Annotated in this window: 27 protein-coding genes; 18 read left to right on the top strand and 9 right to left on the bottom strand. The window is 62.5% G+C overall.

What is annotated here, in order from left to right; genetic code table 11:
• Positions 1–705 (top strand): DNA alkylation repair protein, encoded by a 705-nt coding sequence (locus tag AC3CCE_RS18715; protein WP_352626181.1) that lies wholly within the window; start codon positions 1–3, stop codon positions 703–705.
• A gap of 102 nt (positions 706–807) precedes the next feature.
• The gene (locus AC3CCE_RS18710; RefSeq protein ID WP_352626180.1) at positions 808–1377 is read left to right on the top strand and encodes a DUF3299 domain-containing protein; all 570 of its coding nucleotides are present in this window, start codon (positions 808–810) and stop codon (positions 1375–1377) included.
• Between the two features lie 48 nt (positions 1378–1425).
• On the opposite strand, the gene AC3CCE_RS18705 is transcribed toward AC3CCE_RS18710, so the two are convergent.
• From AC3CCE_RS18705 to AC3CCE_RS18690, 4 genes are all read right to left on the bottom strand, one after another.
• Positions 1426–1917 (bottom strand): Lrp/AsnC family transcriptional regulator, encoded by a 492-nt coding sequence (locus tag AC3CCE_RS18705; RefSeq protein WP_023669013.1) that lies wholly within the window; start codon positions 1915–1917, stop codon positions 1426–1428.
• 143 nt (positions 1918–2060) lie between these two features.
• A complete protein-coding gene (locus AC3CCE_RS18700) occupies positions 2061–2678 on the bottom strand; it encodes a uracil-DNA glycosylase family protein (RefSeq protein WP_023714215.1) in 618 nt (205 codons plus the stop codon).
• Positions 2678–3289: a glutathione S-transferase gene (locus tag AC3CCE_RS18695; RefSeq protein ID WP_023752261.1), complete on the bottom strand. Its 612-nt coding sequence runs from the start codon at positions 3287–3289 to the stop codon at positions 2678–2680. The genes AC3CCE_RS18700 and AC3CCE_RS18695 overlap by 1 nt, the downstream gene beginning before the upstream one ends.
• A 39-nt stretch (positions 3290–3328) precedes the next feature.
• The gene (locus AC3CCE_RS18690; protein WP_352626179.1) at positions 3329–3952 is read right to left on the bottom strand and encodes a thermonuclease family protein; all 624 of its coding nucleotides are present in this window, start codon (positions 3950–3952) and stop codon (positions 3329–3331) included.
• 75 nt (positions 3953–4027) lie between these two features.
• On the opposite strand from AC3CCE_RS18690, the gene AC3CCE_RS18685 reads away from it, so the two are divergent.
• The gene (locus tag AC3CCE_RS18685) at positions 4028–5551 is read left to right on the top strand and encodes a sensor histidine kinase (RefSeq protein ID WP_023706851.1); all 1524 of its coding nucleotides are present in this window, start codon (positions 4028–4030) and stop codon (positions 5549–5551) included.
• Between the two features lie 9 nt (positions 5552–5560).
• Here the strand turns inward: AC3CCE_RS18685 and AC3CCE_RS18680 are convergent, their stop codons facing one another.
• The gene (locus AC3CCE_RS18680; protein ID WP_352626178.1) at positions 5561–6559 is read right to left on the bottom strand and encodes a nicotinate-nucleotide--dimethylbenzimidazole phosphoribosyltransferase; all 999 of its coding nucleotides are present in this window, start codon (positions 6557–6559) and stop codon (positions 5561–5563) included.
• A 188-nt stretch (positions 6560–6747) separates the two neighbouring features.
• Between AC3CCE_RS18680 and AC3CCE_RS18675 the strand changes: the two genes are divergently transcribed.
• Positions 6748–6981 (top strand): DUF1289 domain-containing protein, encoded by a 234-nt coding sequence (locus AC3CCE_RS18675; protein ID WP_023824914.1) that lies wholly within the window; start codon positions 6748–6750, stop codon positions 6979–6981.
• Positions 6982–6994: 13 nt separating this feature from the next.
• The gene (locus AC3CCE_RS18670; RefSeq protein WP_023752257.1) at positions 6995–7699 is read left to right on the top strand and encodes a TIGR02281 family clan AA aspartic protease; all 705 of its coding nucleotides are present in this window, start codon (positions 6995–6997) and stop codon (positions 7697–7699) included.
• A 5-nt stretch (positions 7700–7704) separates the two neighbouring features.
• Here the strand turns inward: AC3CCE_RS18670 and dusA are convergent, their stop codons facing one another.
• The gene (gene dusA, locus AC3CCE_RS18665; RefSeq protein WP_352626177.1) at positions 7705–8700 is read right to left on the bottom strand and encodes a tRNA dihydrouridine(20/20a) synthase DusA; all 996 of its coding nucleotides are present in this window, start codon (positions 8698–8700) and stop codon (positions 7705–7707) included.
• Between the two features lie 778 nt (positions 8701–9478).
• Between dusA and AC3CCE_RS18660 the strand changes: the two genes are divergently transcribed.
• The 6 genes from AC3CCE_RS18660 (at position 9479) to AC3CCE_RS18635 (ending at position 13478) form a co-directional block, all read left to right on the top strand.
• Positions 9479–9832 (top strand): hypothetical protein, encoded by a 354-nt coding sequence (locus AC3CCE_RS18660; protein ID WP_352626176.1) that lies wholly within the window; start codon positions 9479–9481, stop codon positions 9830–9832.
• 239 nt (positions 9833–10071) lie between these two features.
• The gene (locus tag AC3CCE_RS18655) at positions 10072–10548 is read left to right on the top strand and encodes an Hsp20 family protein (RefSeq protein WP_352626175.1); all 477 of its coding nucleotides are present in this window, start codon (positions 10072–10074) and stop codon (positions 10546–10548) included.
• A gap of 74 nt (positions 10549–10622) precedes the next feature.
• Positions 10623–11129, top strand: coding sequence for an Hsp20/alpha crystallin family protein (locus tag AC3CCE_RS18650; protein WP_352626174.1), 507 nt, complete (start codon positions 10623–10625; stop codon positions 11127–11129).
• A gap of 70 nt (positions 11130–11199) precedes the next feature.
• Positions 11200–11967, top strand: a complete 768-nt coding sequence (locus tag AC3CCE_RS18645; protein WP_352626173.1) for an NADH dehydrogenase ubiquinone Fe-S protein 4 — start codon at positions 11200–11202, stop codon at positions 11965–11967.
• A gap of 205 nt (positions 11968–12172) precedes the next feature.
• Positions 12173–12670, top strand: a complete 498-nt coding sequence (locus AC3CCE_RS18640; protein WP_023752250.1) for a 2,4'-dihydroxyacetophenone dioxygenase family protein — start codon at positions 12173–12175, stop codon at positions 12668–12670.
• 70 nt (positions 12671–12740) lie between these two features.
• On the top strand, positions 12741–13478 hold the full coding sequence (locus AC3CCE_RS18635; protein ID WP_352626172.1) for an SDR family NAD(P)-dependent oxidoreductase: 738 nt from the start codon (positions 12741–12743) through the stop codon (positions 13476–13478).
• Positions 13479–14139: 661 nt separating this feature from the next.
• On the opposite strand, the gene AC3CCE_RS18630 is transcribed toward AC3CCE_RS18635, so the two are convergent.
• Positions 14140–14550: a hypothetical protein gene (locus tag AC3CCE_RS18630; RefSeq protein WP_023738748.1), complete on the bottom strand. Its 411-nt coding sequence runs from the start codon at positions 14548–14550 to the stop codon at positions 14140–14142.
• 293 nt (positions 14551–14843) lie between these two features.
• Entirely contained in the window at positions 14844–15938 is a 1095-nt protein-coding gene (locus AC3CCE_RS18625; RefSeq protein WP_352512101.1) for a mandelate racemase/muconate lactonizing enzyme family protein, read from the bottom strand.
• Between the two features lie 214 nt (positions 15939–16152).
• Here AC3CCE_RS18625 and AC3CCE_RS18620 point away from each other — a divergent pair, with 214 nt between their 5' ends.
• The 6 genes from AC3CCE_RS18620 to AC3CCE_RS18595 all read left to right on the top strand — a co-directional run bounded on the left by AC3CCE_RS18620 (position 16153) and on the right by AC3CCE_RS18595 (position 23150).
• Complete coding sequence (locus AC3CCE_RS18620) at positions 16153–16875, top strand: FCD domain-containing protein (protein ID WP_023706881.1); 723 nt, start codon at positions 16153–16155, stop codon at positions 16873–16875.
• The gene (locus AC3CCE_RS18615) at positions 16872–18491 is read left to right on the top strand and encodes a GMC family oxidoreductase (protein ID WP_352626171.1); all 1620 of its coding nucleotides are present in this window, start codon (positions 16872–16874) and stop codon (positions 18489–18491) included. The genes AC3CCE_RS18620 and AC3CCE_RS18615 overlap by 4 nt, the downstream gene beginning before the upstream one ends.
• Before the next feature lie 103 nt (positions 18492–18594).
• On the top strand, positions 18595–19575 hold the full coding sequence (locus AC3CCE_RS18610) for an ABC transporter substrate-binding protein (protein ID WP_023672664.1): 981 nt from the start codon (positions 18595–18597) through the stop codon (positions 19573–19575).
• 60 nt (positions 19576–19635) lie between these two features.
• Positions 19636–21180 carry a sugar ABC transporter ATP-binding protein gene (locus AC3CCE_RS18605; RefSeq protein ID WP_023707501.1) on the top strand — a complete coding sequence of 515 codons (1545 nt, stop codon included), beginning with the start codon at positions 19636–19638 and terminating at the stop codon, positions 21178–21180.
• A complete protein-coding gene (locus tag AC3CCE_RS18600; RefSeq protein WP_023726632.1) occupies positions 21177–22181 on the top strand; it encodes an ABC transporter permease in 1005 nt (334 codons plus the stop codon). Before AC3CCE_RS18605 ends, AC3CCE_RS18600 begins: the two co-directional genes overlap by 4 nt.
• Positions 22182–22184: 3 nt before the next feature.
• Entirely contained in the window at positions 22185–23150 is a 966-nt protein-coding gene (locus AC3CCE_RS18595; protein WP_023672667.1) for an ABC transporter permease, read from the top strand.
• Between the two features lie 201 nt (positions 23151–23351).
• Here the strand turns inward: AC3CCE_RS18595 and AC3CCE_RS18590 are convergent, their stop codons facing one another.
• Positions 23352–24716, bottom strand: a complete 1365-nt coding sequence (locus tag AC3CCE_RS18590; protein ID WP_352626170.1) for a Do family serine endopeptidase — start codon at positions 24714–24716, stop codon at positions 23352–23354.
• Between the two features lie 481 nt (positions 24717–25197).
• Here AC3CCE_RS18590 and AC3CCE_RS18585 point away from each other — a divergent pair, with 481 nt between their 5' ends.
• Complete coding sequence (locus AC3CCE_RS18585) at positions 25198–25809, top strand: ATP-dependent Clp protease proteolytic subunit (RefSeq protein WP_352626169.1); 612 nt, start codon at positions 25198–25200, stop codon at positions 25807–25809.
• The last annotated feature ends 61 nt before the right edge of the window (positions 25810–25870 follow it).

Genomic DNA, 25870 nt, shown 5'->3' with positions numbered 1-25870 from the left:
ATGGCCGAGCTTTCGCCCCAATCGAGCGCCGATGAGATCGTCGCCCATTTGCGCTCGGTCGGCTCCGAAGACAATCGCCGCGGCATGTTGCGCTACGGTATCAAGACCGAGCGCGCGCTCGGCATCTCGCATGGCATGCAGCGGCAGATCGCCAAAAAGATCAAGCGCAACCACGAACGAGCTTTCGAACTTTGGCAGACCGGCATCATGGAGGCGCAATTCATCGCTTCCGTCACGGCCGACCCGAAGCGCTTCTCAGCTGCGGATGCACGACAATGGGCCGCATCCTTCGATTCCTGGGATATCGTCGACGGCGTCTCCGATCTCTTCGTCGACACGGACGCCTGGAAGGAGCTGATCGAAGAGTTCGCGGCGGACGAGCGCGAGTTCGTTCGACGCACGGCCTTTGCGATGATGGCGTGGTCCGTCGTGCACCGGAAGCAGGAGCCGGTGGCGACTTTCCTCGGCTTCCTGCCGATCATCGAAGCGCATGCCACCGACAGCCGCAATTTCGTGAAGAAGGCGGTAAACTGGGCGCTTCGTTCGATCGGAAAGCGATCGTTGGAGATGCACGGCGCTGCCCTTGCCGTCGCCGAACGACTGGCCCAGTCGGCCGACAAGACGGCGCGCTGGATTGGCAAAGACGCCGTACGGGAACTCACCAATGCCAAGATCATCGAGCGGATCGCCGCCAGAAAAGGCTGACCTAGCAACCCGTTTGCCGACGCAACCTGGCCGCCGGCTCTCGCCGACATATGATGCGGCTCAAGCGTTGACGCAACTGGCCAGGACGTCTTTACTCGGCCTATGACCAAACATCTCCAATCGACCCTCGCGCTTGCAGCCGCGTTGTTGACAGCCGGTACCTTCGACGCCTCAGCGCAAACCGCGCGCATCTTCTGGAAAGATCTGCGTCCTGCGACGCAGGCGGTGGCCGAAGATGCCGGCCTGCCGATGATTGCGGCAAAACTGCCCGATCGTGGCGAGACATTGTCGCTCAACCTGCAGGACAAGACCGTACAATTAGCCGGCTATGCATTGCCGGTCGACCGTGATGGCGATCTCGTCTACCAGTTCCTGCTGGTGCCGTGGACAGGCGCTTGCAGCCACATGCCGACGCCGCCGCCCAACCAGATCGTGCTGGTGACGCCGTCCCGTCCCTACAAGATGTCGCAGGCCTATGAGTCGGTTGCCGTGACCGGCGCCTTGCGGCCCGGCTTGGAGAAGAGCCAGTTGTTCATTCTCGACGGCGTCAGCATCATCCAGTCCGGCTACACCGTACGCAAAGCCGATGTGGTGGCAGTCGACACGGTGCCGGACACGATCACGCTGCCGGTCAACTCGCCCTGGAGTTTCCTCAACAAAAAGAAAAACTAAGCGCCGCCTGCTTGTGCAGCGTCACCGCCCAGTCACGGACAACCGCGCTCAGGCCGCGTTGGCGCCGGATTCCTTGTCCAGCAGCATGTAGTCGAGCGGCATTTCGGTCGTGTACTTGATCTGCTCCATGGCGAAGGACGACGATACGTCGCGGATCTCGATCTTGGCGATCAGCCGCTTGTAGAAGGCGTCATAGGCGGCGATATCGGGCACCACGACGCGCAGGAGATAGTCGACGTCGCCGCTCATGCGGTAGAATTCGACCACTTCGGGAAATTCCTGGATGACTTCCGAGAAACGCCGCAGCCATTCATGGCTGTGCGAATTGGTGCGGATCGACACGAAGACGGTGACGCGCACATTGACCTTTTCGTGGTCGAGGATGGCGACGCGCCGCTTGATGACGCCCTCTTCCTCCAGCTTCTGGATGCGGCGCCAGCACGGCGTCGTCGACAGGCCGACTTTCTTGGCGACATCGGCAACCGCGAGCGTCGCGTCCTCCTGCAGGAGGCGGAGAATTTTTCTGTCGAGGCGATCCATTAAGGTGCTCCTGGTGCAGGCCGCGTTCCCTCGGGCGCGACGCGCTTTGGGAATAGATTGGCTATACTCCCTCTTATTTCGACCTTTCACAAGAAAGAAATTCTGCCGGATGGCACAAAAGCGAGTGATATCTTGCTTAAAGTCTAATCTATGCGATAGCGGATTTCCGATCTCAGAAACGGCAGCAAATCCATTTCAAACCATGGATTCTGCTTCAGCCATCCTGAGTTGCGCCATGACGGGTGTGGCAGCGGCAGCACTTTCGGGCTGGCCAGCGCATCCCAGATGGTGCGCCAGTCCTTCACGGTTTCGGTCAGCGACGGCCGGCGCGTGGCGCCCATATGCCAGGATTGCGCGTAGGAGCCGATTGTCAAGACGAGGTCGATCTGCGGCATCAGCGCCATCAGCGGCGCGCGCCAGGCCAGCGCGCATTCTCGGCGCGGCGGCAGGTCACCGCCCTTTGCGTCCTGGCCGGGGAAGCAGAACCCCATCGGCACGATGGCGAATTTTTCCGTGTCGTAGAATTCCTCGCTGGTTACGCCCAGCCAGCTTCGCAAGCGGTCGCCGGACGCGTCGGTGAACGGCATGCCCGACAAATGCACCTTTGTGCCTGGCGCCTGGCCGGCGAGCAGGATGCGGGCGCTGGATGATGGCAGCAGCACCGGGCGCGGCTCGTGCGGCAGTGGCCTGCCGACTGGAGTGTCGACGCAGATGCGGCAAGCGCGGACCTTTGCCGTCAGGCGTTCGAGTTCCGCCTCCATCAGGCGGAAGCGCTCGGGCGACTGGAGACGGCACTGTACCAGCGCAGCACGTTTGTGCACTCGTCCGGCACTTTGATGCGCGCCGGTTTCATGAAATCCATGGCGATCATGCCGGTGATATCGGCGATCGAATAGGCGTCGCCGGCGGCGAATTCGCAGTTTGCCAGTTCGGGCTCGAGCAGTTTCAGGAATTCAACCGCTTTCGCCTTGTTGGCCTCGCCCCATTCGGGGATCTGCGGAATTTCCCATTCCTTCATCGCCGGATGGATGTGGCGAAAAGCCTGGGCGACGCAGCTGAGCAGATTGAACTCCATGCGCCTTTGCCACATCTCGACCTTGGCCTTGCCGAGCGCGCCTTGCCCGAACAGCGCCGGTTCGGGATGCAGTTCCTCGAAATAGCGGCATATGGCGACGGATTCGGTGAGGATGGTACCGTCGTCGAGCTCGAGCACCGGCAGCCGCTGCAGCGGGTTGCGCGACCTGACCGGCTCCTGCTTGTGCCCCATCGCACCCATGTCGACCGGCACCAGCGGCACTGCGATGCCCTTTTCGGCGAGGAAAACCCGCACGCGCCGCGGATTGGGGGCGCGGCCGCCGTCGAACAGTTTCATGCTTATCCTCCCGATCTGGTCCTTCAACTATAGTGCTCGTCACCAGAAGCGAAACATCTCTCGCAAGGCGTCACCGACCGAAGCCAGGGTGCCGTGCTTTCTTTCGAGCGGGCCACCGTGGTGGCTTTCGCGCCACTCTTGCGGCGCATCGAAGGTGCCGGCCCAGATGCCAACCTTGCCGGCGCGGGCAATGGCCTGCTCGGCGTCGAAATCGCCATAGGCAATGGCCCAGCCGGCCTCAACCTGGGCCCGGTTGAGATCCTTGCCACCGGCCTTGCAATCGCCGAGCAGGCGGCCGTAGCGGTCGCGCTGCCAGCCGCTGCAGGTCACCGGATTGCCTGATATCAGCCGCACCAGCGCCTGGCGTGCCAGCCTGCCGCAAGCGTAGTCTGCGCCATCCCTACGGCAGATCTGCTGGTATTCCGGAGCGTCGATGCCGCGCATGCGGATACGTTCGGTGCCAAGGGTGAGTGAATCGCCATCGTTGACGATCGCCGCCCCTTGCGCCTTGCGCGTCTCGAAACGGTCGAGGCGTGCGGCGAGCAGGATCAGCAGGCCGAGCAGAATGACCGTCAGCGCGTAATCCAGCAGCTTGCGCCACAGGCTTCGCGGCGGCGGCGGATAGTATCGCCGGCGCGGCCTTGGCGACCACGAACGGCTCATATGGCAAACAGTCTCTTAATCATTCGAACGTAGCTTAACGAATTGAGATCGCTGCGCGCATAAATCGAAGTTTCCATGCCTCTGCTACGCTCGAACACAGCGGATAAATTCATTGTGGACCGCCGGAAACCGCACCGCAACAGCGATGTGGCGCGCGCGGTGCGCAAGACGCGCGACCGTCTTTCGCAGCAGGTCGGCAATCTCGACTTCGACCGCGAGCTGCTGAAGCTGCACGCCGGGACCATGGTGGGCGGCGCAGCCGTCATCCCACTGCTGGTGTTGGCGGTCGCGGCGGCCGGGCTGCTGGCCGGTGTGGACAAACAGATCAGCGTCTGGGCGCTGTTCACCCTGATCTGCTATTCGATCGTCGCCTTCATGGCGCGGCGCGTCGGCCGCACCGAAGCTGCCGAGCTCAACCCTGTTCGCACCCGCAGGGATTTTCTGATCGGCCACTCGCTGTGCGGCCTCGGCTGGGCGTGGTTCGCCTGGCTCGGCTGCGCCACCTGCCAGATCGACCAGTTCCAGGTGGCCAAGGCGGTGGTGCTGCTGCTGGCCATGGCGACGACCGCTATCATGGCGTCGTCCTTGCGCGGCTCGCTGCTTGCCACCTTCGTCGTTCCGGTGGCGGTCTATGCCTATGCCGAAACGAAATTTTGGGTGCCGGTCGGGACGATCATGGTCGCCCTGCTGGTCGCGGCATTGCCGTTCTTTGCCTATATCGCGCGCCATCTCAACCGCTCGTCGCTGATACTTCTGTCCTTCCGCTCCGAAAAGGATGCGCTGCTCGCCGAGGTGGAGACCGCGAAATCGATGTCGGACGAAGCTCGTCGGCGGGCCGAAGACGCCAATCTGGCGAAGTCGCGCTTCCTTGCTTCGATGAGCCATGAGCTGAGGACGCCCCTCAACGCCATTCTCGGGTTTTCCGAGGTGATGGCCAATGAAGTGCTCGGGCCTATGAGCAACCCGACCTATCGCGACTATGCCCGCGACGTGCACGATTCCGGCCAGCATCTGCTCGACCTGATCAACGAAATCCTCGATCTGTCGCGCATCGAGGCCGGCCGCTATCAGCTCAACGAAGAGCCGGTGATGCTGCTCAACATCGCCGAAGATTGCTGCCACATGATGGAATTGAAGGCGCGCAACAAGGACATCCGCATTGTCCAGGATTTCGAAAGTGCCCTGCCGCGGCTGTTCGCCGACGAGCGCGCGGTGCGGCAGATAACGCTCAACCTCCTGTCCAACGCCATCAAATTCACCGCCACCGGCGGCGAAGTTCGCGTGCGCGTCGGCTGGACGGCGGGCGGCGGCCAGTACATTTCGGTCAAGGATAACGGGCCGGGCATACCGGAAGACGAAATCCCGATCGTGCTGTCCGCCTTCGGCCAGGGCTCGATCGCCATCAAGAGCGCCGAACAGGGCACCGGGCTCGGACTGCCGATCGTGCAGGGCCTGCTCGCCATGCATGGCGGCGAATTCGAACTTCAGTCGAAATTGCGCGAAGGCACCGAGGCAATCGCCATTTTCCCGCTCGCCCGAGTGATGGAGGAACTGCCGGCGCTGCCAACCAAGACCGTGGCGGCGGCCCGCCGACGTTGACAGCTTGTTCTAGGCTTTGACCGCCGCCGCCATGCCCGAACTGGTAAGCGCCGCCGCCTTGACCAGACCGGCGGCAAGGGCGGCCCCTACCCCTTCGCCGTGGCTGATGCCGAGATCGAACAGCGGCCTGAGGCCGAGCCGCTCGGCGGCAAGCCTTTGGCCGGGTTCGGGCGACTGGCTGGCCAGCAGGCAATGGTCGAGCGCACCCGGGTTGGCGGCATGCAGCACGGCAGCGGCAGCGGTCGCGGCGAAGCCGTCGAGCAGCACCGGGATTTTTTGCATCCGGGCGGCGAGGATGGCGCCGGCAATGGCCGCAAATTCGCGGCCACCGACCCGGCGCAGTGCTTCCAACGGGTCCTTCAGAGCCGCACCATGGAAGGCGACGGCTTTATCGACTACATCAGCCTTGCGCGCCTGCATGGCCGCGTCCGCGCCCGAGGCGGGGCCGACCCAGTCGGCGCCGCTGCCACCGAACAGGACGGCGCACAAGGCCGCCGCAACGGTGGAGTTGCCGACGCCGAGATCGCCAAGGCAAATCAGATCGGCGCCACCGGCGATGGCTTCCATGCCGAAGGCCATGGTGGCGGCGCAGCCGCGTTCGTCGAGGGCGGCGTCCTCGGTGATGTCGGCGGTCGCAATGTGCAGCGCCAGATCGAACACCTTGAGGCCAAGATTGTTGGCGACGCAAATCTGGTTGATTGCCGCACCGCCGGCGGCGCACAGCTCAACGGCGTTTGCGGTCGCAGCGACAGGGCGCGGCGAGATGCCGTGGCGGGTCACGCCATGGTTGCCGGCGAAGATCGCCACCAGGGACCGGTTCACCGCCGGCGGGGCGCGCCCGCTCCAGGCAGCAAGCCAGGCGGCGATGTCCTCGATGCGGCCAAGCGAGGCTTTCGGCTTGTCGGCCTTGGAAAATAGGGTGCGCACCCTGTTTTCCGCGACTGTATCGGCAGGCGGCAGGCTCGCCAGCAGATTGCGAAAGTCGTCGAAGGGCAGCGCGCTGGTCATGTCGGTCCTGATCATCCCTTGTGGTTGATCAGCGGCATAACCGCCTTGCCCGGCTGGCACAACCTCCCCTCGACATTGGCGCGAAAGCGGTTGCCCGCGCCGCATTCCGAAGGGCTTGCATTGGCTTTGCCGTTGCACCATGTGGGGATGGAACGAGGGATTCCGGACGGAACCTTCAAGAGAAAGTCATGACGGCCATCGAATCCCCGTGCATCCTGGTCTGTTCGATCGACATGAAAACCGGCTTCTGCTTCGGCTGTGGCCGCACGCGCGATGAAATCGGCGCCTGGATGGGGATGACGCCGGAGGTACGCCGCAGCGTCATGGCCGAGTTGCCGGCCCGATTGGAAACGGTCGAGCGCCGGCCGCGCCGGGAAACACGCCGCAGCCGCATGGCGCGCGAGCGCGACGTCCTCTCTTGAGGCGGCAGGTCCAATGAACCGACTGTTCTGGATCGTGATGGCGGCAATCGGCCTCGGGCTGGTGCTGCTGATGATCAACAACGACGCCGGCAGCACGTTCGGCATCGAGAATTACGATTTCAGCCGTCTGGTCTGGCTGGGGGCGATCGGCTTGCTCGTCAGCGCCGGCCTTGTCCGGTCCGGCAGGCCGCTCGGCGTCATGGCCCGCAATCTCGGCACGTGGGCCCTGATCGTGCTGGCGCTCGTCGCCGGCTACCAGTACCGCTACGAGTTGCAGGATTTCGCCAGCCGGGTGACGGCGGGCCTCGTTCCCGGCAGCCCGCTGGCGCTCGGCGTCGAGGACGGCCATGCCACCGTGACCCTGGACAAGGCCGGCAGCGGCCATTTCGAGGCCCGCATCACGATCAACGGCGCGCCGATCCGCACCGTCGTCGATACCGGCGCGACCAGTACAGTGCTCACCGCCGAAGACGCGCAGGCGGCCGGCTTCAATCCGGCAGCGCTGAGCTTCACCGTCCCGGTCTCGACCGCCAATGGCATGGCACGCGCCGCTTCGGTGCGCACCGACGAACTGGCGATCGGCGGCATCGTGCGCAAGAACATGCAGGTGATGGTCGCCGCGCCCGGCGCGCTCAGCCAGAGCCTGCTCGGCATGAACTTCATCGGTTCCCTGTCGGGTTTCGACGTGCGCGGCGACCGGATGATTCTGCGCGACTGAACTGCTTAAGCGGCCTTTTCAACACGGTCGAAATCGACGGCAGCGAACGCAGCCTTCAGCACATCCGGTCCGGCGCCGGGTTTCGTCGCGTCGGTAGATAGTATCTGCCGGAAGCGGCGCGCGCCGGGCAGGCCGTGGAACAGCCCGACCATGTGGCGAGTGACGTGGCCGAGCCGCCCGCCCTGCTCGATATGCTGCGCCGCATAGTCGGCCATCGCGTCGATCAGCGCGGCAAAATCGTAGGCCCCGGCCTTGCCGCCGTAGAATGCCGCGTCGACGCCGGCCAGGATGCCTGGCGTGTGATAGGCGGCGCGGCCAAGCATGGCGCCATCGACATGATCGAGGTGGCGAGCCGCCTCTTCGAGCGATTGAACGCCGCCATTGATGCCGATGAATTTGTTTGATTTTCCCGCCTTGAGGCGATAGACCCTGTCATAGTCGAGCGGCGGGATGTCGCGATTTTCCTTCGGGCTCAGACCCTCCAGCCAGGCCTTGCGCGCATGCACCCACAGCGCGTCGGCGCCGGCCGCGAAAACGCCGTCGGCCAGCGCGTCGAGCGCGGGCTCCGGATCCTGCTCGTCGACGCCGATGCGGCATTTGACCGTCACCGGGATTGTCACCGCCGCCTTCATCGCCTCCACACAATCGGCGACCAGGTCAGGCACTTTCATCAGGCAGGCGCCGAACGTGCCGGACTGGACGCGGTCGGACGGACAGCCGACATTGAGATTGATTTCGTCGTAACCGAAGCCCTCGCCGATGCGCACCGCCTCGGCCAGCTTTTGCGGATCGGAGCCACCGAGTTGCAGCGCCACCGGATGTTCGATCTCGTCAAAACCAAGCAGCCGCTCGCGCGCGCCATGGATCACGGCGTCCGCCACCACCATTTCGGTGTAGAGCAGCGCACGCCGCGTCAACTGGCGGTGGAAGAACCGGCAATGCCGGTCGGTCCAGTCCATCATAGGTGCAACGGCCACTCTATGATCTTGATTTTTCAGCATCTGTTTAACATCAGAACCTTAGAACCTGCCGCACACGCTGCGTCAGCGAGACCTTCCTGCAACGCGACGTTGCGCGGCGCTGGGGCACCAACACCAAGTCGATCGCAGTGAGACGCCTACAAAGCATAGCGCGCCTGAAGGCTTCGGCGAACTCATCGACCTCCATATCGACGACATGTGCGATGTAGGCAAGTCCCCTCGCCGCTCCAAGGCCGCAGCCCTCGCTATGCTCCGAAGACATCTGGGGAAGTGCAGCATCGCCACCCTCGATCGCGAACGGCTCGTTCCCTTCGGTCGTGATCGAGCCGCCCAGGGTGCCGGACGATGAGTCTCGGTATCGACATCACCTGGGGAAGTCCTTGAGCGTCGTTTGATCCTGGATGATCTGCCTGGTCGTGATCGCGACAGCCGCTGGCAGTCTCTGACACACGATTGCGCTGAAGTCGTTCGGAATTTCCTGTGCGATGGCCGGAACAAGGCGGCCGGTCGAGAGCATCAGGGCTCAATGATCAAGCCAATGCACAAGGTCCTGGAGAGGGTAAGACATGACTGTTTCTCCTGCCGGATTCGGCCTTCGAGTTCGCCCGAGGTCAGAATTGAGATTCTCGCCGATTGTTTGACCGGCCCGATAAAATGGTTCCAAGGCGTTGACGACGGCAATGTGACCCGTGCCGAGCCATTGAAACTTGCTTGAGACGTTCCAAAATTTCGCCGGCGGGAATGGCGAGAGCCGCCAGACTCAAACACGCATGAGATTGTCTGAAGCCGAGGACCATCCATGGAAGGACCCATTTCGACCTATTTTGCATCGATTGAACCCGTGGCCCCCGACGTTTTTCTGGACCGCTTGCTGCATCCGGCGCGGCATTTCAAACAGCCCCACGACGTTTTGGCCGACGTTGCCCTGGACGCTCAGGAGAAGCGCGCCATTCTTTCGTCATGGGCGTCGGATGCCTGCGCCGTAGAATCCGTGCCAGCGCTTCGCATGCTGCCGGGAGCGGGTGAACCGGTCAGCTTCGACACGATCATGGATGCGTTGCAACAGTTGGATCAATCGGATGAGCGTGCCGGTCCTGACTGCAGTGACAACGCGGCAGTGGCCGCGTTCGTACCATTCGTCGATCGGATTTAAGGGCGACGTCGTTGTTCTTGCACCATGGACCCGTCGGCGAGTGACCCCGCCGGCGGAAGGGGTGGCATTGGTGCGTTCGCCCAGATTGCCGATGAAAATTTTCCTATTCTTGCTCTTGAAGGTGTAAGTCGCGATTCTAAATTGATGGTCGCCGGCAGCCTAATGGGCCGGCAGCACCAGGAGGCGGCAAGGCTCTTGGCGCCTTCTGTTGTCCATGTTGCTCAAAGGAGGATGTGGGTATGAAGACAAACCTCGATTTTACCCCTCTATACCGGTCCAGCATCGGCTTCGACCGCATGGTCGACATGCTTGAAAGTGCGAGTCGTGTGGCCTCGTTCGACAACTGGCCGCCCTACGATATCGCCAAGGTTGATGATGATCAGTATCGCATCACGATGGCGGTCGCCGGTTTCCCGCAGGACCAGTTGACCGTCACCTACCAGCCCAATATGCTGGTTGTGAGCGGGTCGCAACCCGGCGATGAGAACGGCCAGTATCTCTACCGCGGCATCAACGGGCGCGCTTTCGAGCGTCGGTTCGAACTGGCCGATCATGTCAAAGTCGAGGGCGCCAGCCTTGAGAACGGGCTGCTGAGCATCGATCTCAAGCGCGAGGTTCCCGAGGAGATGAGACCGCGCAAGATCGAAATCTCCAGCGGGGCTCCCATGCCGAAGATCGAGGCTCCCAAGGTAGAGACCGACAAGCTGGCCGCCTGAGCAATCCACCATGAAGGCTTTCGCTTGAGCCGGGCGTCCCGCCCGACTCAGAGACCTACAAAAGGAGAAAGACAATGAGCGTACGTGACTTGATCCCATGGGGCCGGGGCAACGGAAACTCGGCGCCCAGTCTCTTCCCTGATGATCGAGACCCCTTCGTCTCCCTCCACCGGGAGGTAAACCGGCTGTTCGATGACGCCTTCCGCAGCTTTGGCGCCAGACTGCCGGCCTTCGGTCCCTCTTTCGCCGCCAGTTGGCCGAGTGTCGAAATCTCCGACACGGACAAGGAAGTCCGCGTCACGGCGGAAACACCTGGCCTGGACGAGAGCGACATAGAAGTCCTGCTGGAAAATGGGGCGCTCAAGCTTAAAGGCGAGAAGCGTTCCGAGACCGAGGACAAGGACCGGCAGTTCTCCGAGCGCTTCTACGGTCGCTTCGAGCGCCTTATTCCGCTCGGCTACGAGGTTGAAGAAGACAAGGTCAACGCCGCCTTCAAGAACGGGGTGCTGACCGTGACGTTGCCCAAGACCGAGCGGGCGCAGGCGAAGGCCAAGCGGATCGCAATCAACGGGAAGAACTGACGGATGCAGTATGGGTGGCGGCCCTTACGGCCGCTGCCCGTGCGACCCTTCATAACGGGAGGGACAGGCAATGGAGACAGTTCAAAGCAGCGACAACAGAAACCTAACCAAGACGTCCGTCCGGCCGGACAATGACAATCGGCCTCGTCTAGACGGGCCGGCTTTGTCAATGGGACGGTCAGTGTTTCCGGACGGCGCAACGGCGCGGATCTACCAGCCCTGCCGCTCGGCCATGACCTCGGCAAAGCCCCGCAAGGACTGGCGATTGGTCTTCGAACGCCGCACAGCCCCGTTCATCGAGCCGCTGATGGGCTATACCGGTGGCCGAGACACCCTGACCCAGGTTGAACTGAACTTTCCGACGCTGGAAGCGGCGATCCGTTATGCCGAGCGTCAAGGCCTCAATTACGTGGTGCAGGCGGCACCTCCTGCTTCCCCGGCCAAGATCAGGAGACAACATGTATCGGAGGAGAAACAGGCCTTTTCCGACCTGGTTTGGCAGCGGCTGCAGTTGGCTTGGCTCCAGGCAAGTCACGGCTATGGCGCCGGTGCACAGGCAGCGCACATACAGACGGCGCTTTCGGAGCCCGAGACATTCTACGCCTCTCCGATGCAGGTGGTGGATGATCCCGTCCTTTCACCCGACGAGAAACGCGCTGTGCTCAAGAACTGGGCCTGGAACGAGTACCTGATCGACCTGGCCACCGCCGAAGGCATGCCGGAAAATGCACGCCCGTCGCGATTGGACGAGGTCGAACTCGCCTTGCTGGCCTTGGAAGTCCGAAACCGGGGCTTCCAGACCAGGACCAGCCCGGTGCACTCCCGGATAGCCGCATGATGAGGCAAGAAGGAACCCACTGATCGTCTTCGACGCCCAACGGACCATCCCCAAACCCTTCCCGCTTGCGGTCGCGGCAGCGGGCGGGCGCGCGCCGACAACTTTCCCAATGCGTGGGCGCCCGATTGCGCCTCGGCAGAACTCGGCACAGTTGTTAGGATCGCGCTGATATGGACGCTCCAATGAATTGGCGACAGAGGTTCCTATGTATCAATCCTTCAACGGCTCCGCCCATCCCCTGGCACCGAAAGAGATCGCGATCGCTGCCGTCCCCGAAGACGAGCGTGTCTGGGTCCCACAGGCTAAGGGCGTGTGGTTCCGACCACTTATGCTCAACACAATGCAAGGCCAGTGGTGCAATCTGCTCCGCGTACGCCGGGCCGGGATATTAAGCCGTCATCTGCATCCGGCCCCCGTGCATGGCTATGTGATCAAGGGGCGTTGGCACTACCTTGAACACGACTGGGTGGCAGAGACCGGATCTTACGTTTTCGAGCCGCCCGGTGAAATCCACACGCTCACGGTCCCAAGCGACGTGCCCGAGATGATCACCTTCTTCAACATCTCCGGCTGCATGGTTTACCTGGACAAGGATAACAAGCAGATTGGTTTCGAGGACGTTTTCACCAAGATCGACATGTGCAGAAGCCACTATGCGAGCGTGGGTCTCGGGGACGATTTCGTCGATCAATTCGTGCGGTAGACATCCGCCCGTTTGTCTTCCGCTGCGGTAAGTTCGCGCTCCGCCACAGAGGCGAAACGAGGAGATCTTGGTGACCGATTCCATGTGGGCGATGCCCTTCTTCGCGGGCAAGACCGTCGTCATTACCGGAGGCACGACAGGCATCGGAAACGGCATCGCCATGGCGTTCGCCGAGGCCGGGGCAATCGTCCATGCGACGGGGGCCACGGCCGCCGAGGTAGCGGCCGCTCGTGCATACGGCACCGCCGTCTCGTATTCAGTACTCGACGTCCGGGACATGACTGCGGTCGACGGATATTCCAGTCAGTTCACATCCGTTGCAGCGCTCGTAAATTGCGCAGGGGTAAACCTGCGCGCCGCCGAATTCACTGTCCAGGGTTTCGAAACGGTGGTCGATATCAATCTCACCGGCTCCATGCGGAGTGCGAGCGCGTTCCGAGGGGCACTCTCGAACGGGGGCGCCATCGTCAACATCGCCTCGATGTTCGCGTTTTTCGGCGCGGCTCATGCGCCGGCTTACGCCGCGTCCAAGGGCGCCATCGTGCAACTTACCAAGTCGCTCGCCATCGCCTATGCCGGGGATGGCATTCGCGTAAACGCATTGGCGCCTGGTTGGATCGAGACCGCCATGACCGCCGCGCCACGGGCCGATCCAGCTCGCAACGCGGAATTGATGAAACGCACTCCGATGGGTCGCTGGGGTACGCCGGGCGACCTGACCGGCCCCGCCTTGTTCTTGTGTTCGCCGCTCGCGGGGTTCATCACTGGGGCAATTCTGCCGGTTGACGGTGGCTATCTCATTGCGTGAGGCGTTGGCTATGCTGCGCGACCGATCTCCAAGCCTGTGTCGTCGAGATCAAGATCGAACGCGACCAGTCGACCATGCCTGACCGCAATTGCCGCCACCAACTCCGCAAGCTCGCCATCCGTATGCTCGCAAAAAGCTGCCTGTTTCCTGACAATCGTGACCGCATCCCGGGTCGATACGACAGAGAACGGCCTCCGGGATCTCACGAAGGATTCCGCAACCTCCGCGACGGATGAAGCTCGGTCAAAATTATCTTGCATACTTGCACCTCTGTACGACGCTAGCCCAAGCTCGGCCCGCGCAAATTGTTCCCACTGGCCTAATGCAGCCTGGTTGGCATCCGGCCTGGGCTCCTTGTGTGCGAAGGCCGGGAGCAACGCGACATGGCCGTCGCCGTGCCTTGGACAGTAGGCTGGACGCATTCGTCTCCACTCAACCAAAGGTCACGCCATCGGCCAGTCCTCGCTACATGCTTCAAATGCGAACACGAGCGCGACGCTACAGACGAGGAGGATCAGATGTGTCCAAGCCGCTCGCCAAAATTTCCGATCCTCGGATCACCGCAGTTCCCGCGCAACAAGTCGCCGGGAGACCTGTTTGCTCGCGTTAATTGCGGTCGACTGACTCCTGGCTCATTCGCCGCCCCGCCAGTTGGCTCCGGTCAGCCGGCCTCGTCCGTCTCCGTCATCGCTGGCCGGCGGACGATCCAATCCACCAAACCGGCTTCGGTCTGCTCGCAGGCCACGAATTCGCGCACCAGACTTCGCGCCAGCTCGCGCCATTGACACTCGGGCACGTTCATCTCCGCGATCAGATCTCGGCATGCAGCGCGTATGATGTCGGCATCGAAGGCTGACACGGCGACAGGACCACGGTCTGTATTCTTTGCTCGAGGAGTGTCGTCGCCCTGACGTTCGCGAAAGCGCCTCAGCACCTCGCGCGATGTGGCGATCGCTTGTCGGGTTTGACTCATAGCCTCGTAAAATCCAACTTCGCGGACCGGTGAGCGGTGCCGTGATAGAATGAAGTCCTCCATAACCGGATGTGCAGTGTCCGTACGCGTTGCAACCATCGCCGCCTCCCTGCAGGCGCACCCAATGCTTGCAGCTTCTGCCCGTTTTCGGGCGGCCGCCTGCATTTGTCGTGTCGCTGCTATGATCGCGTGAGTTAAAGCCGGTGAAGCGTCGCTGCAATTACAAATGTAAGTGTGGCATCCGATAAGTGGTATGCCCGCTGGCTGCGGCGGCGGCGAGTTCGTTCTTCAGACGGTCGAAGTCTTCCTCGGCGAAGCGCTCTCCGCGTTGCCGGAACGAGGAAGCAGGATCTGGACAAAATGCATGCGGCCGTGCCGCCGTTCAGGGGGCGCTATTGGCGAAAATCCGCCAATTTGCGCCAATCGAAGACAACGCCCACTCCAGGCTCGTCGGGTGCTATCGCCAAACCATCCTGAAGCCTAAGCGGCTCGGTGGTGTAAAGGTCAATATCGAAACTATGCGCCTCCACCCAGCCGGCATTTGTCTGACCTGCAACGAGACTGACATGAAGTTCCTGCATCCCGTGACTGCAGACCGGAATGCCAGCCTTGCGTGAGAGCGCTGCCACGCGCAGCCAGCCGGTGACCCCGCCGCAGTTGGAGGCGTCGGGTTGGATGTAGGCGAGATTCGACCAAGCGAAGGCATGCTCGAACTCCTCGATGACATGCAGGTTTTCTCCCATTGCCAGGGGCATTCCGGTCGCCTTGGCAATGCTGGCGTAACCCTCATAGTCGTCGGGTATGATGGGCTCCTCGAACCACAGCAGATCGTAGGCGGCGAATGCTCTCGCTGCCTCGATCGCTCGCGGGACGTCGAGCGCGTAGTTGGCGTCAACCATAAAGGTGACATGAGGGCCGATGCGCTCGCGGACTGCCTTCACCCGGGCCACATCCTCGGCCAGGTCGTCCTTGCCGACCTTGATCTTCACCCCGGTGAAGCCGGCATTGAGATAGGAATCGATGCTGGCCAAAAGCTGATCGAGGGTAAAGTTTAGGTCGATGCCGCCGCGATAGGCCTTGGCGCTCTTCCCGGCCCCGCCCGCCATCTGCCAAAGCGGCAGGCCGCTACGCCGGCCCTTGAGGTCCCATAATGCGATGTCGATCGCCGAGATCGCGAAAGAAGCGATGCCGCCGCGCCCGACATAGTGGATGTGCCAGAGCATGCCGTCGTAGATCGTGTCGATTTGCGTTGCGTCGCGTGCCTTGAGGAACGGCGCGAGGTCGTGATCGATCATTGCCTTGATCGCATAGCCGCCCCTGCCCCCGGTGTAGGTGTAGCCTGTGCCCTCGGTGCCGTCGGCAAGCCTCAGCGTGACGGTGACCAGCTCGAAATGCGTGTGCGCGCCGTGCTTGGCATCGGTCATCACCTCACGCAGTGGGACCCGGAACAGCCGGGTCTCGGCTTCCTTGATTTCGGTGCGGCTCATGCTGCGCTCCATTCAGGTTTTTTCATCGGACCATAATTGCACCGGCAGCGCTGACTGGCAACAATGTGGCTGATCTTTCAGCGGTTCTGAAGCCAATCCGTCATGTTTGGTCCTACAAACGCATCAATCGGCTTGTGCTTTGGTCCGATTTACCTTCTAATAACAGGACCATCTGGGAGGAAAAGGCTTGGTGGATACGGAAGAGCGTCCTGAGATGCCCGCGGCTATTCTCGCCGCCCGCGCGGCCGACGCGATGGTGGCCGGCATAGAGGCCGACATCACGTCCGGAAGGCTTGGCGACGGCAGCTACCTGCCGGCCGAGCGCGAACTGATGATCGAGTATGGTGTCGGCCGGGGCGTTGTGCGTGAGGCGATTGCGCGCCTGGCCAGCCGCGGCCTGGTGGAAGCGCGTCCGCGGTTCCGGCCCGTGGCGCGTCGGCCTGGCCTGGATGCCGCGCTCGGCGCCCTCGACGGCATTGTAGGACATCTGCTGAGCGACCAGGCGGGCGTGAAGAACCTCTACGACATGCGCGTCTTCCTCGAGGCGTCGCTGGCGCGCAACGCCGCCATCCATGCCCGCAAGGATGACGTCACAGCCCTGAGGGCGGCGCTGGCGATGAACGAGGCGGCCATCCCGGATTCTGAGAAATTCTATGCGACGGACGTGGCGTTCCACGCAGCGCTCTATGACATCGCGCGCAACCCGGTGCTGCCTGTCGTGCACAAGGCATTTACCGCATGGCTGTCGCCGCATTGGATGCGCATGCCACGGTCGCCCGAGCGCAACCGCGTGAATTTCCTCAGCCATCGTGAAATCTGCACGGCCATCCTTGAGCGAGATCCTGACGGCGCCGAGCGGGCGCTGCTCAACCACCTCTCGGCGGCCTGGGAGTATGTCCGCGGAACATTCGAAAGCCGTGAGGCGCCGGAAGCATGACGCAGTCCTACGACCATATCGTGGTGGGCGGCGGAGCAGCCGGCTGCGTCGCGGCGGCAAGGCTTGTCAAAGCGGGACGGCGAACCCTGCTGCTGGAGGCCGGCCATTCCCATCATCACCCCTTGCTCGACATGCCGCCCGGCATCTTCAAGATGATCAACGGCTCGAAATTCATGCGCTATCACCGCACCGAGCCGCAGGCCCATCTCGACGGGCGCGTCCATGAAATCTCGCAAGGCAACGTGCTGGGCGGCGGCACCTCGGTCAACGCCCAGGTCTACATGCGAGGCCGCTCGGCCGATTATGAGGAGTGGGACGAACTGCTGCGCGGCAACAATGCCGGCGTGCGCTGGAACTGGCAGGCGGTGCTGCCGCATTTCACCGGCATGGAGGGAAACAACCGCCTCGGCGGCGAACTGCATGGCAGCGAAGGTCCGCTGCTGGTCTCGGATCCAGGCCACATCGATGATGTTTCCCGTTGGTTCGTCCAAGCGGTCCAAGGCCTTGGATTGCCGTACAACCATGACTTCAACGGACCGTCGCAGCGCGGGGTCGGCTTCTACCAGTTCATGAACCGGCGGGGAAAGCGAAGCAGCGCCGCCTACGCCTTCATCGAGCCGCTGACGAATGATCCCAAGCTGACGCTGAAACTCAATTGCACAGTCAGCCGGCTGCTGATCGAAAAAGGTCGGGTCACCGGCGTCATCTACTCGGATGCGTCGGGCGCCGAGCATACCGTCCATGCGGATGCCGACGTGATCGTCTCGTCCGGTGCCCTCGTCTCGCCAAAATTGCTCATGCTGTCCGGCATCGGCCCCGCCGAGGCGCTTGCCGGGCACGGCATTTCCTGCGTCGCCGACCTGCCTGGGGTCGGCGAAAACCTGATCGACCATCCGGAGGTGCCGATCATCGCCACCGCAAACGGCCCATACGGCTATTTCAGGCAGAGCCAAGGCTGGCGGATGATCAGGAACGGCCTGCATTTCAAGCTCTTCGGCACCGGCACGATCCTGTCAGCGGGGGTGGAGGCCGGAGCCTTCGTCAATCCGGCCGATCCCGAGGGCGAACCGACGATCCAGGCCTTCTGCGTGCCGCACGTCTATCTGGACCGCGATATCCTGACCTTGGTCGAGAACACCTATGGGCTTACCGTGACGACAGTGGTGGTGAAGCCAAAGTCGCGCGGTTTCGTGAGGCTGCGTTCGGCGGATCCGAAGGACATGCCGATCGTTTCGCCGAACCTCCTTAAACATCCCGACGACATGAGGGAAATGATCTACGGCCAGCGTTATTTCCTGCAGGCTTTTCAGACCAAGCCGCTCGCCGATCGGGTCAAGGCCATTGCCGTGCCAAGCCAGGGTGATCTCAGCGACGAAGCCATGACAAAGCATTGCAAGCGCTTTGTGAAGACCAACTACCATCCGGCCGGGACATGCCGGATGGGCTCGGACAGCGACCGGATGGCGGTTCTGGACGCGGCGCTGCGCGTGCGCGGAATAGACAATCTGCGGGTTGCCGACATGTCGGCCTGCCCCAACATCAATGCCGGCAATACGGCGGCGCCCGCCATGATGCTGGGCGACCGCTGCGCCGACTTTATTTTGGAGGCGGCATAGCGCCTGATCCAGCTTGCCGACTGCGTCATCGCCGAAGCCGTCTGGGCCGATTATCGTGAGGAAATTACACAGTCGCAGAAGCGACAATAAAGGAGGAAAGAGCATGATCATTACCCGTCGAAAACTACTGGTTGGCTCCGCCGCCGGCGCGGTCGCGCTGACACTCGGCTCACGCGCCTTCGCGGCGCTCCCGCCGCTCGCCAAGAAGGACAAGTACAAGGTCGGTTTCGCCCAGACGGAAAGCAACAATCCGTGGCGTCTTGCCGAGACCAAGAGCATGCAGGACGAAGCCGCCAAGCTTGGCCATCAGCTGGTCTACACGGATGCCGCCGGTTCGTCGGCCAAGCAGGCCTCCGACGTGAACTCGATGATCGCGCAGGGCGTCGACGCAATCTTCCTGCCGCCCCGCGAAGACAAGCCCCTGGTGCCGGTCATTCTTGCCGCGCGCGATGCCGGCATACCGGTGTTTCTGGTCGACCGCGACGTTGATCACACCATGGCCAAGCCGGGCGAGGATTATGTCTGCTTCATCGGTTCGGATTTCATCGAGGAGGCGACACGCGTCGGCGAATGGCTGGTCAAGAACGCCAATGGCAAGTCGAAGATCATCGAGCTGGAAGGCACGACCGGAGCCTCGGCCGCTACCGACCGCAAGAAAGGCTTCGACGATTTCATCGCCAAGCACTCGCAGTTCACCATCCTGGCGTCGCAGTCCGGCGACTTCGCCCGTGACAAGGGCCGGCAGGTCGCCGAGACGCTGCTTCAGGCGCACCCTGATGCGGATATCATCTACGCGCATAATGATGAGATGGCGCTGGGCGCCATCGCCGCTCTGGAAGCAGCCGGCAAGACCCCGGGCAAGGATGTGCTGATCTTGTCGATCGACGGCGAGAAGGAAGGCGTCCAGGCGATCATTGACGGCAAGATCGGCGCTATCTGCGCTTGCAGCCCGCTGTTCGGGCCGAAGGCCTTCGCTACGATGGCCGACTATGCGGCCGGCAAGAAGATCCCGCCGTTCATCAAGAACGAGGATGCCTTCTTCGACGCCACGAACGCGAAGAAAGACTTCGATATTGCGTTCTGATATCCACTTTCTTTCCAGTTGCCCTACCCGCTTCGGCGGGTAGGGTTTGGGAGTTTGACGATGACCGCTCAGCCGGACCAAGCCGCGCTGCTCCTGGACATGCGTGACATCCAGAAGCGTTTTGCCGGCATCCCTGCCCTGGCCGATGCCTCGCTCCAGGTTCTTCCGGGCGAGATCCACGCACTCATCGGCCAGAACGGTGCGGGCAAATCGACACTTATCAAGGTGCTCACCGGCTATTACCGCCGGGATGCGGGGCAGGTGCTGTTCGAACGGAAGCCGTTCGAAGTTGGGTCTCCGCATCAGGCGCAGGTCAGCGGCATCAGCACCATCTACCAGGAGATCAATCTCGTACCGCTGCGCTCGGTGACCGAGAACATCTGCCTTGGACGCGAGAAGCGCCGCCGCGGCCTGCTCGACTGGAGCGCGATGCATGCGGAAGCCGAGCGCCTGCTCAGCCGCTTCTCGATCGGCATCGACGTGCGCCGCCCGCTCAGCGATTTCAACACCGCCACGCAGCAGATGGTGGCGATCGCCCGCGCCATCGGCTTTTCCGCCCGCCTCGTGATCATGGATGAGCCGACCTCCTCGCTAGACGAGCGTGAAGTCTCGGTCTTGTTCAGCGTTATCCGTCAGCTCAAGGCCGACGGCGTCTCCGTTCTGTTCGTCAGCCACAAGCTCGACGAGTTGTACGAGGTCTGCGACCGGGTCACGATCATGCGTGACGGCCGCACGGTGCGAAGCGCGGCGATGAGCGACATCGGCAAGCTGGAGCTGGTCGCGGCCATGCTCGGCCGCGACGTCGCAGCCGTCGAAGGCCATGCGACCGCATTCGGCGAACGCGATCGGTCGAGGATCGGTGATGTGCTGTTTACCGCGCAAGGGCTGGCGGCCGGCCAGTTGGTGCGTGACGTGAGCTTCGACCTGCGCCGCGGCGAGATCGCCGGCTTTGCCGGCTTGCTCGGCGCCGGCCGCACCGAAACAGCCCGCCTCGTATTCGGCGCCGACCGCCGGAGCGCAGGCGAGATGACGATGGAGGGCGCGTCCTACCATCCCGCACGTGCCGCTGATGCCATCGCCGCAGGGATGGGCTTCTGCACTGAGGACCGCAAGGCCGAGGGCATCGTGCCGGAAATGACCGTCGCGGAGAACATAACACTGGCACTGCTGCCGAAAATCAGCCGCAATGGCATCCTGAACGAGGCCCGGCAGAAGGAGATCGTCGAGCGCTTCATTCGTGAACTCGACATCAAATGCTCGGGGCCTAACCAGAAGGTCCGCGAGTTGTCGGGCGGCAACCAGCAAAAGGTGCTGCTTGCCCGCTGGCTGGCAATGAACCCGAAGCTGCTCATTCTCGATGAGCCGACGCGCGGCATCGATGTCGGGGCCAAGGCCGAGATCCAGCGCCTCATCCGCAAGCTTGCCGATGACGGGCTCGGCGTGCTGATGATCTCCTCGGAACTCGAGGAAGTGATGGAAGGAGCCGACCGCATATTCGTGCTGCGCGAAGGAGTGAGGGTGGCCGAACTGGAAGGCCAGGCAGCCGACGAGGAGGACGTGCTCGCGGCGATGGCGCATGGCGGCGCGGCGAAGGAGGCAGCGTGAGCGATCTGGCCACACCATCCGCAGCCAACGACGCTGGAAACCGCCGCTTTGATGTGTTCGGTTTCCTGGCGCGCTACGGGACGGTGATCGCGCTTGTGCTGCTGGTCGTCTTCAACCTTGCCTATACGCGCAATTTCGCGACGCTGCAGACACTCAACGTCAACCTGACCCAGGTCTGCACGATTGTGATCGTCGCGGTGGGGATGACCCTGGTGATCGCCACCGGCGGCATCGACCTGTCGGTTGGTTCGCTGATGGCGATCTCCGGCGCATTGGCGCCGATGATCTTCATGGGCACGATCTTCCCGGTCGGAAACATCTATCTGGCGGTAGCCGTCGCGATGGTTGCCTCGATCCTCGTCGCCGGCCTGTTCGGGCTGTTCAACGGCTGGTTGGTCTCGCGTTTCCGCATCCAACCGATCGTCGCAACGCTCGTGCTGTTCATCGCCGGGCGCGGGATCGCGCAGGTCATGACCAACGGCAATCTGCAGACCTTCCGCGTGCCGCAATTCCAGTGGATCGGACTTGCCCGCCCGCTCGGCATTCCCGCGCAGGTCATCATAATGGCCGTGCTGGTTGCGGCGGCCGCTTGGGCCCTTCACCGCACGGTGTTCGGGCGAAGCATCCTGGCTGTCGGCGGCAATGAAAAGGCCTCTGAACTGGCCGGCATCGCCGTATCGAGGATCAAGCTCGCTGTCTATGCGATCAGCGGCCTGTGCGCGGGGCTGGCCGGTCTCGTCGTCATTGCGATCAACTCCTCCAGCGACGCCAATCTCGTGGGGCTGGGCATGGAACTCGACGCCATCGCGGCGGTCGCGGTGGGCGGCACGCTGTTGAGTGGCGGAAAGGCCACAATCATCGGCACCCTGCTGGGCGCACTGACCATCCAGTTGGTGCGCTACACGCTGCTCGCCAATGGCGTGCCCGACGCCGCTGCGCTCGTCGTCAAGGCCGGCATCATCGCATTCGCCGTCTGGCTGCAGCAGCAACACCGGGTGTAATCCATGAACAGTGCCAGACTGGTTCGCATCATCGGCACTTACGGTGTCGTCATCGCGCTTGCAGCCCTCGTCCTGTTCGGATTCCTGCGCTACGACCGCTTCCTCGGCCTCTTCAACGTGATGAGCGTTCTGCGCTACAACTCGATGTTCGCGCTCGTCGCGCTCGGCATGTGCTTCGTGATCATGACCGGCGGCATAGACCTGTCCGTCGGCTCCGTCGCCGCCTTGGGCAGCGTCGCGTCGGCCCTGGCGAGCCCGCACGGCATCGTGGCAGGCCTTGCAGCGGGCGTTGGCGCCGGCCTGGCAGCCGGGCTGATCAACGCGCTCCTGGTTACGCGCGGCAACCTGATGCCATTCATCGCCACGCTTGCCACCATGCTGGCCGCAAGCGGCTCGGCGCTGCTTCTGGCCGGCAACCAGACCGTTTCGGTGTCTTATGATTCGGGTTTCACCGCCATCGGCCAGGGGAATTTCTGGATTTTCCCGATTCCAGCAGTCATCGCCCTGGTTGCCTATGCCGTCGGCTCAGTGGTCCTGAACTACACCAGCACGGGACGGACGGTGCTGGCCATCGGCGGTGGCGAGGATGCCTCGCGGCTGATGGGGCTGCGCACTGATCGCGTCAAATTTCTCGTCTATGTCGCAAGCGGGTGCCTGGCCGGGCTCGCCGGCGTCGTCCTCGCTTCTCAGTTCGGCGCAGGCCAGCCGATCGAGGGCGTCGGCTGGGAGCTGTTTGCCATCGCAGCCGTGGTCGTGGGCGGGACGCTGCTGACCGGCGGCTCGGGCTCGGTGTTGACCACGCTGGCCGGCGTGCTGTTGCTCGGGATCCTTTTCAACGTCCTGAACTTCGAAAACGGCATGGGTTGGATTTCGCTGTCAGCCTACTGGCAGTCGGTGATCCGCGGGCTGTTTTTGCTCGTCGTCGTCCTTCTCCAGGCACGGCTTACGGCAAGGCGCGAAACTGCCTGAGGATGGCAAGCGCCTTCGAGCACGATGAGCTCAAAAGAGCTCTGGCGCTCCAGAATAGGTGCGCGTTGCGCGCCCGGCCCAATGAGCGCATCCCGCAGACTTTCTGCGGCGATGCTCCCCCGTTGCGCCTGGCGTCCGGCGCCTTTGGGGCGGGATCCGCAAGCGGATCGTGGTGCAGTCACATGGTCGTCCTGGAGACGGTCATTTCCCGGCGACCGCCACGAACACGGACTGCCCCTGCCTTTCCAGCCGAAACAGGATGGGCTTGCTCTGCCGGCGAGAGTTCGCCCACTCGTCGACGATATCCGAAGGCTCCGTCACGCGGCGATTGTTGGCCGATATGATGACATCGCCCGGCTGCAATCCGCTCCGGGCGGCAAGGCCATCGGGAACCACTTCCACGACGAAGACACCGGTCGTTCCCGATTTGATGCCTAGCTGCTGACGCGCCTGATCCGGAATCGGGCTGAGGGATAGGCCGAGGCCTTCGGCCGCCGACTTCTTGTCGGGAACAGCGCCGGTCTTCACCTCCGCATCCTTGCGCTCACCGATGACAAGCGCGACCTCCTGGTCCTTGCCGCCGTTACTCCGTGTCAGAGTGGCCTTGCTGCCAGGCTTCTGGCTAGCCGTCGCAAGCGTGAGGTCATGGACACCCTCAATGCCCTTGCCGTTGAACCGTGTGATCACGTCACCCGGCTTCAAGCCGGCTTTCTCCGCCGGGCTGCCGGGCTCGACCGAAGCAACCAGCGCGCCCTTGTCATCCTTCATCCCGAGGGCCTCAGCCAGCGACGGCGTGATGTCCTGCAGGCGGACCCCGATGAAGCCGCGCTCGATCCGGCCGGTTCGGATCAACTGGTCGGCGATGCTCTGGGCGGTACGCGATGGCACCGCAAACCCGATTCCGATGCTGCCGCCCGACGGTGAGACGATGGCGGTGTTGACGCCGATCACCTCGCCACGTGCGTTGAACAGCGGACCGCCCGAGTTGCCTCGATTGATCGACGCGTCCGTCTGGAGAAAATCGTCGTACGGCCCGGCTTGAATGTCTCGCGAGCGGGCCGAAAGAACGCCGACAGTGACAGTCCCTCCGAGCCCGAAGGGACTGCCGATCGCGATTGTCCATGCGCCCGGCTGCATTGCATCCGAGTCACCCCATTTGGTCGTGGTCATGTTGGGCCGCGGGTCGACCTTCAGCACCGCTATTTCGGTGGCGGGGTCACGGCCGACCAATTGCGCCGGCGCCGTTTCCTTGTCTGAAAATACGACATGGATCTCTGTCGCATCGGCAACGACATGGTTGTTGGTGACGATGTAGCCGTCGGGACTGATCACAAATCCGGAGCCAAGCGCCTCCCTCACCTGTGGCTGAACGGGTCCGAGGCCCTGGCCGTCGAACGGACTTGTAAAGTCGCCCGCCGTCGTCTGGTCCTGGACAACCTCCCGGGTTGTGATCGCGACCACGGCCGGCAATTTCTGCTGAATGATCGCCGTGAAGTCGGTCGGGGTATCCTGGGCCAGGACAGGCGCCACGCCACTGGCCGAGAGCATCAGCGCAACCGCGATCAAGCGCGTTGCAAATCGTCTTTGCATATCGTGAGACATTGCTGGACCTCCTGCCGGACCGCCCCGGCCGCTCGGCCGCGCCGGGCGGAGCCGGTGCTCCGGACGCTAGAACTGCCAACAAAGCTGTTTGTTTCAGCCCCCCGGAAAAATGGCACGGCCAGGAAAAACAGCCCGACCGCGGGGGTCCGGAAGGCAGCAGCCGGGAACCATTGAGGCCGTCGAGTTCAACCGTCCACAGGACTGGTCCCGGACGTGGCAGAAGTCAGCAAAGCGACTGCGTCAGTTCCGGCAAATGCCCGATATGCCCATGGAGCCAACCCAGCGGCTGAGGTGCCTCTACCGGGCCTGGTGCGAAAACGATCTGCAATGCAAGAGGGAGCTCAACAGCCGCCGAGAGACGCGGCTGTGATCACCACCGCTCGAACTCCCTCAAGGGAACAAAAGGGTACCAACTAAGTTCGGCCCCCATAATGAGGATGCCTATATGGACCTGTTGCCCCGGTCAGCCGAACACACCGTCTCCCCGCCGCCCGCTCCAGACCTTCACCGGCTTTTGTTCGATCCAAACTTGCGTATACACGGCTTGATTGATGACACTGTCGTCACCAAAGCCTTGGACGATTTGAAAACCGTGCGTTCCGGGGAAGACGATCTCTACGTTGAAATCGACACGCCCGGAGGCGACGCCGACGGCGCGCGACGTCTAGCTCTAGAGTTCAAACTTTTTCTGAAACACTCGGGCCGCAACGGCTACATCATTGGCAAGAATACGGTTTACTCTGCCGGGGTAACGGTCCTTGCCGCTTTCCCGAAAGCCTGCAGGTTCCTTTGCCCGCAAGCAGTCCTGCTGATTCATGAAAGAAGGCTTGAGAAAGACTTGGTTCTGAATGGACCAATTCGAAGCTGTCTTCAGATCGTTCGCGAACAACTTGCGCTGTTGGAAACGGCAGAGCGACTCGAGAATGAAGGGTTCGCCGATCTCGTCCAAGGTTCTCGAACATCGCTGGAAGAGCTGCGCGACCATGCCTTGACCAACTGCTACCTGATGGCAGCCAGAGCTTTGGAGTTGGGCCTTGTTGAAGACATCGCCGATTAACTTGACGCCTCGGATGCAAACGGCAGAGCCGAGTCCAACACGCTTCCCTCACTCATGGCTC

The sequence above is a fragment of the Mesorhizobium sp. P160187 genome (assembly GCF_057766425.1).
The sequence above is the reverse complement of the archived record's forward strand: the minus strand, read 5'-3'. Positions and strand labels throughout refer to the sequence as shown.

What these genes read in the sequence shown, in the direction of transcription:
- AC3CCE_RS18715 (WP_352626181.1), top strand. Translation starts at nt 1, where the DNA reads ATGGCCGAGCTTTCGCCCCAATCGAGCGCCGATGAGATCGTCGCCCAT.
- AC3CCE_RS18710 (WP_352626180.1), top strand. Translation starts at nt 808, where the DNA reads ATGACCAAACATCTCCAATCGACCCTCGCGCTTGCAGCCGCGTTGTTG.
- AC3CCE_RS18705 (WP_023669013.1), bottom strand. Translation starts at nt 1,917, where the DNA reads ATGGATCGCCTCGACAGAAAAATTCTCCGCCTCCTGCAGGAGGACGCG.
- AC3CCE_RS18700 (WP_023714215.1), bottom strand. Translation starts at nt 2,678, where the DNA reads ATGGAGGCGGAACTCGAACGCCTGACGGCAAAGGTCCGCGCTTGCCGC.
- AC3CCE_RS18695 (WP_023752261.1), bottom strand. Translation starts at nt 3,289, where the DNA reads ATGAAACTGTTCGACGGCGGCCGCGCCCCCAATCCGCGGCGCGTGCGG.
- AC3CCE_RS18690 (WP_352626179.1), bottom strand. Translation starts at nt 3,952, where the DNA reads ATGAGCCGTTCGTGGTCGCCAAGGCCGCGCCGGCGATACTATCCGCCG.
- AC3CCE_RS18685 (WP_023706851.1), top strand. Translation starts at nt 4,028, where the DNA reads ATGCCTCTGCTACGCTCGAACACAGCGGATAAATTCATTGTGGACCGC.
- AC3CCE_RS18680 (WP_352626178.1), bottom strand. Translation starts at nt 6,559, where the DNA reads ATGACCAGCGCGCTGCCCTTCGACGACTTTCGCAATCTGCTGGCGAGC.
- AC3CCE_RS18675 (WP_023824914.1), top strand. Translation starts at nt 6,748, where the DNA reads ATGACGGCCATCGAATCCCCGTGCATCCTGGTCTGTTCGATCGACATG.
- AC3CCE_RS18670 (WP_023752257.1), top strand. Translation starts at nt 6,995, where the DNA reads ATGAACCGACTGTTCTGGATCGTGATGGCGGCAATCGGCCTCGGGCTG.
- dusA (WP_352626177.1), bottom strand. Translation starts at nt 8,700, where the DNA reads ATGCTGAAAAATCAAGATCATAGAGTGGCCGTTGCACCTATGATGGAC.
- AC3CCE_RS18660 (WP_352626176.1), top strand. Translation starts at nt 9,479, where the DNA reads ATGGAAGGACCCATTTCGACCTATTTTGCATCGATTGAACCCGTGGCC.
- AC3CCE_RS18655 (WP_352626175.1), top strand. Translation starts at nt 10,072, where the DNA reads ATGAAGACAAACCTCGATTTTACCCCTCTATACCGGTCCAGCATCGGC.
- AC3CCE_RS18650 (WP_352626174.1), top strand. Translation starts at nt 10,623, where the DNA reads ATGAGCGTACGTGACTTGATCCCATGGGGCCGGGGCAACGGAAACTCG.
- AC3CCE_RS18645 (WP_352626173.1), top strand. Translation starts at nt 11,200, where the DNA reads ATGGAGACAGTTCAAAGCAGCGACAACAGAAACCTAACCAAGACGTCC.
- AC3CCE_RS18640 (WP_023752250.1), top strand. Translation starts at nt 12,173, where the DNA reads ATGTATCAATCCTTCAACGGCTCCGCCCATCCCCTGGCACCGAAAGAG.
- AC3CCE_RS18630 (WP_023738748.1), bottom strand. Translation starts at nt 14,550, where the DNA reads ATGGTTGCAACGCGTACGGACACTGCACATCCGGTTATGGAGGACTTC.
- AC3CCE_RS18625 (WP_352512101.1), bottom strand. Translation starts at nt 15,938, where the DNA reads ATGAGCCGCACCGAAATCAAGGAAGCCGAGACCCGGCTGTTCCGGGTC.
- AC3CCE_RS18620 (WP_023706881.1), top strand. Translation starts at nt 16,153, where the DNA reads ATGCCCGCGGCTATTCTCGCCGCCCGCGCGGCCGACGCGATGGTGGCC.
- AC3CCE_RS18615 (WP_352626171.1), top strand. Translation starts at nt 16,872, where the DNA reads ATGACGCAGTCCTACGACCATATCGTGGTGGGCGGCGGAGCAGCCGGC.
- AC3CCE_RS18610 (WP_023672664.1), top strand. Translation starts at nt 18,595, where the DNA reads ATGATCATTACCCGTCGAAAACTACTGGTTGGCTCCGCCGCCGGCGCG.
- AC3CCE_RS18605 (WP_023707501.1), top strand. Translation starts at nt 19,636, where the DNA reads ATGACCGCTCAGCCGGACCAAGCCGCGCTGCTCCTGGACATGCGTGAC.
- AC3CCE_RS18595 (WP_023672667.1), top strand. Translation starts at nt 22,185, where the DNA reads ATGAACAGTGCCAGACTGGTTCGCATCATCGGCACTTACGGTGTCGTC.
- AC3CCE_RS18585 (WP_352626169.1), top strand. Translation starts at nt 25,198, where the DNA reads ATGGACCTGTTGCCCCGGTCAGCCGAACACACCGTCTCCCCGCCGCCC.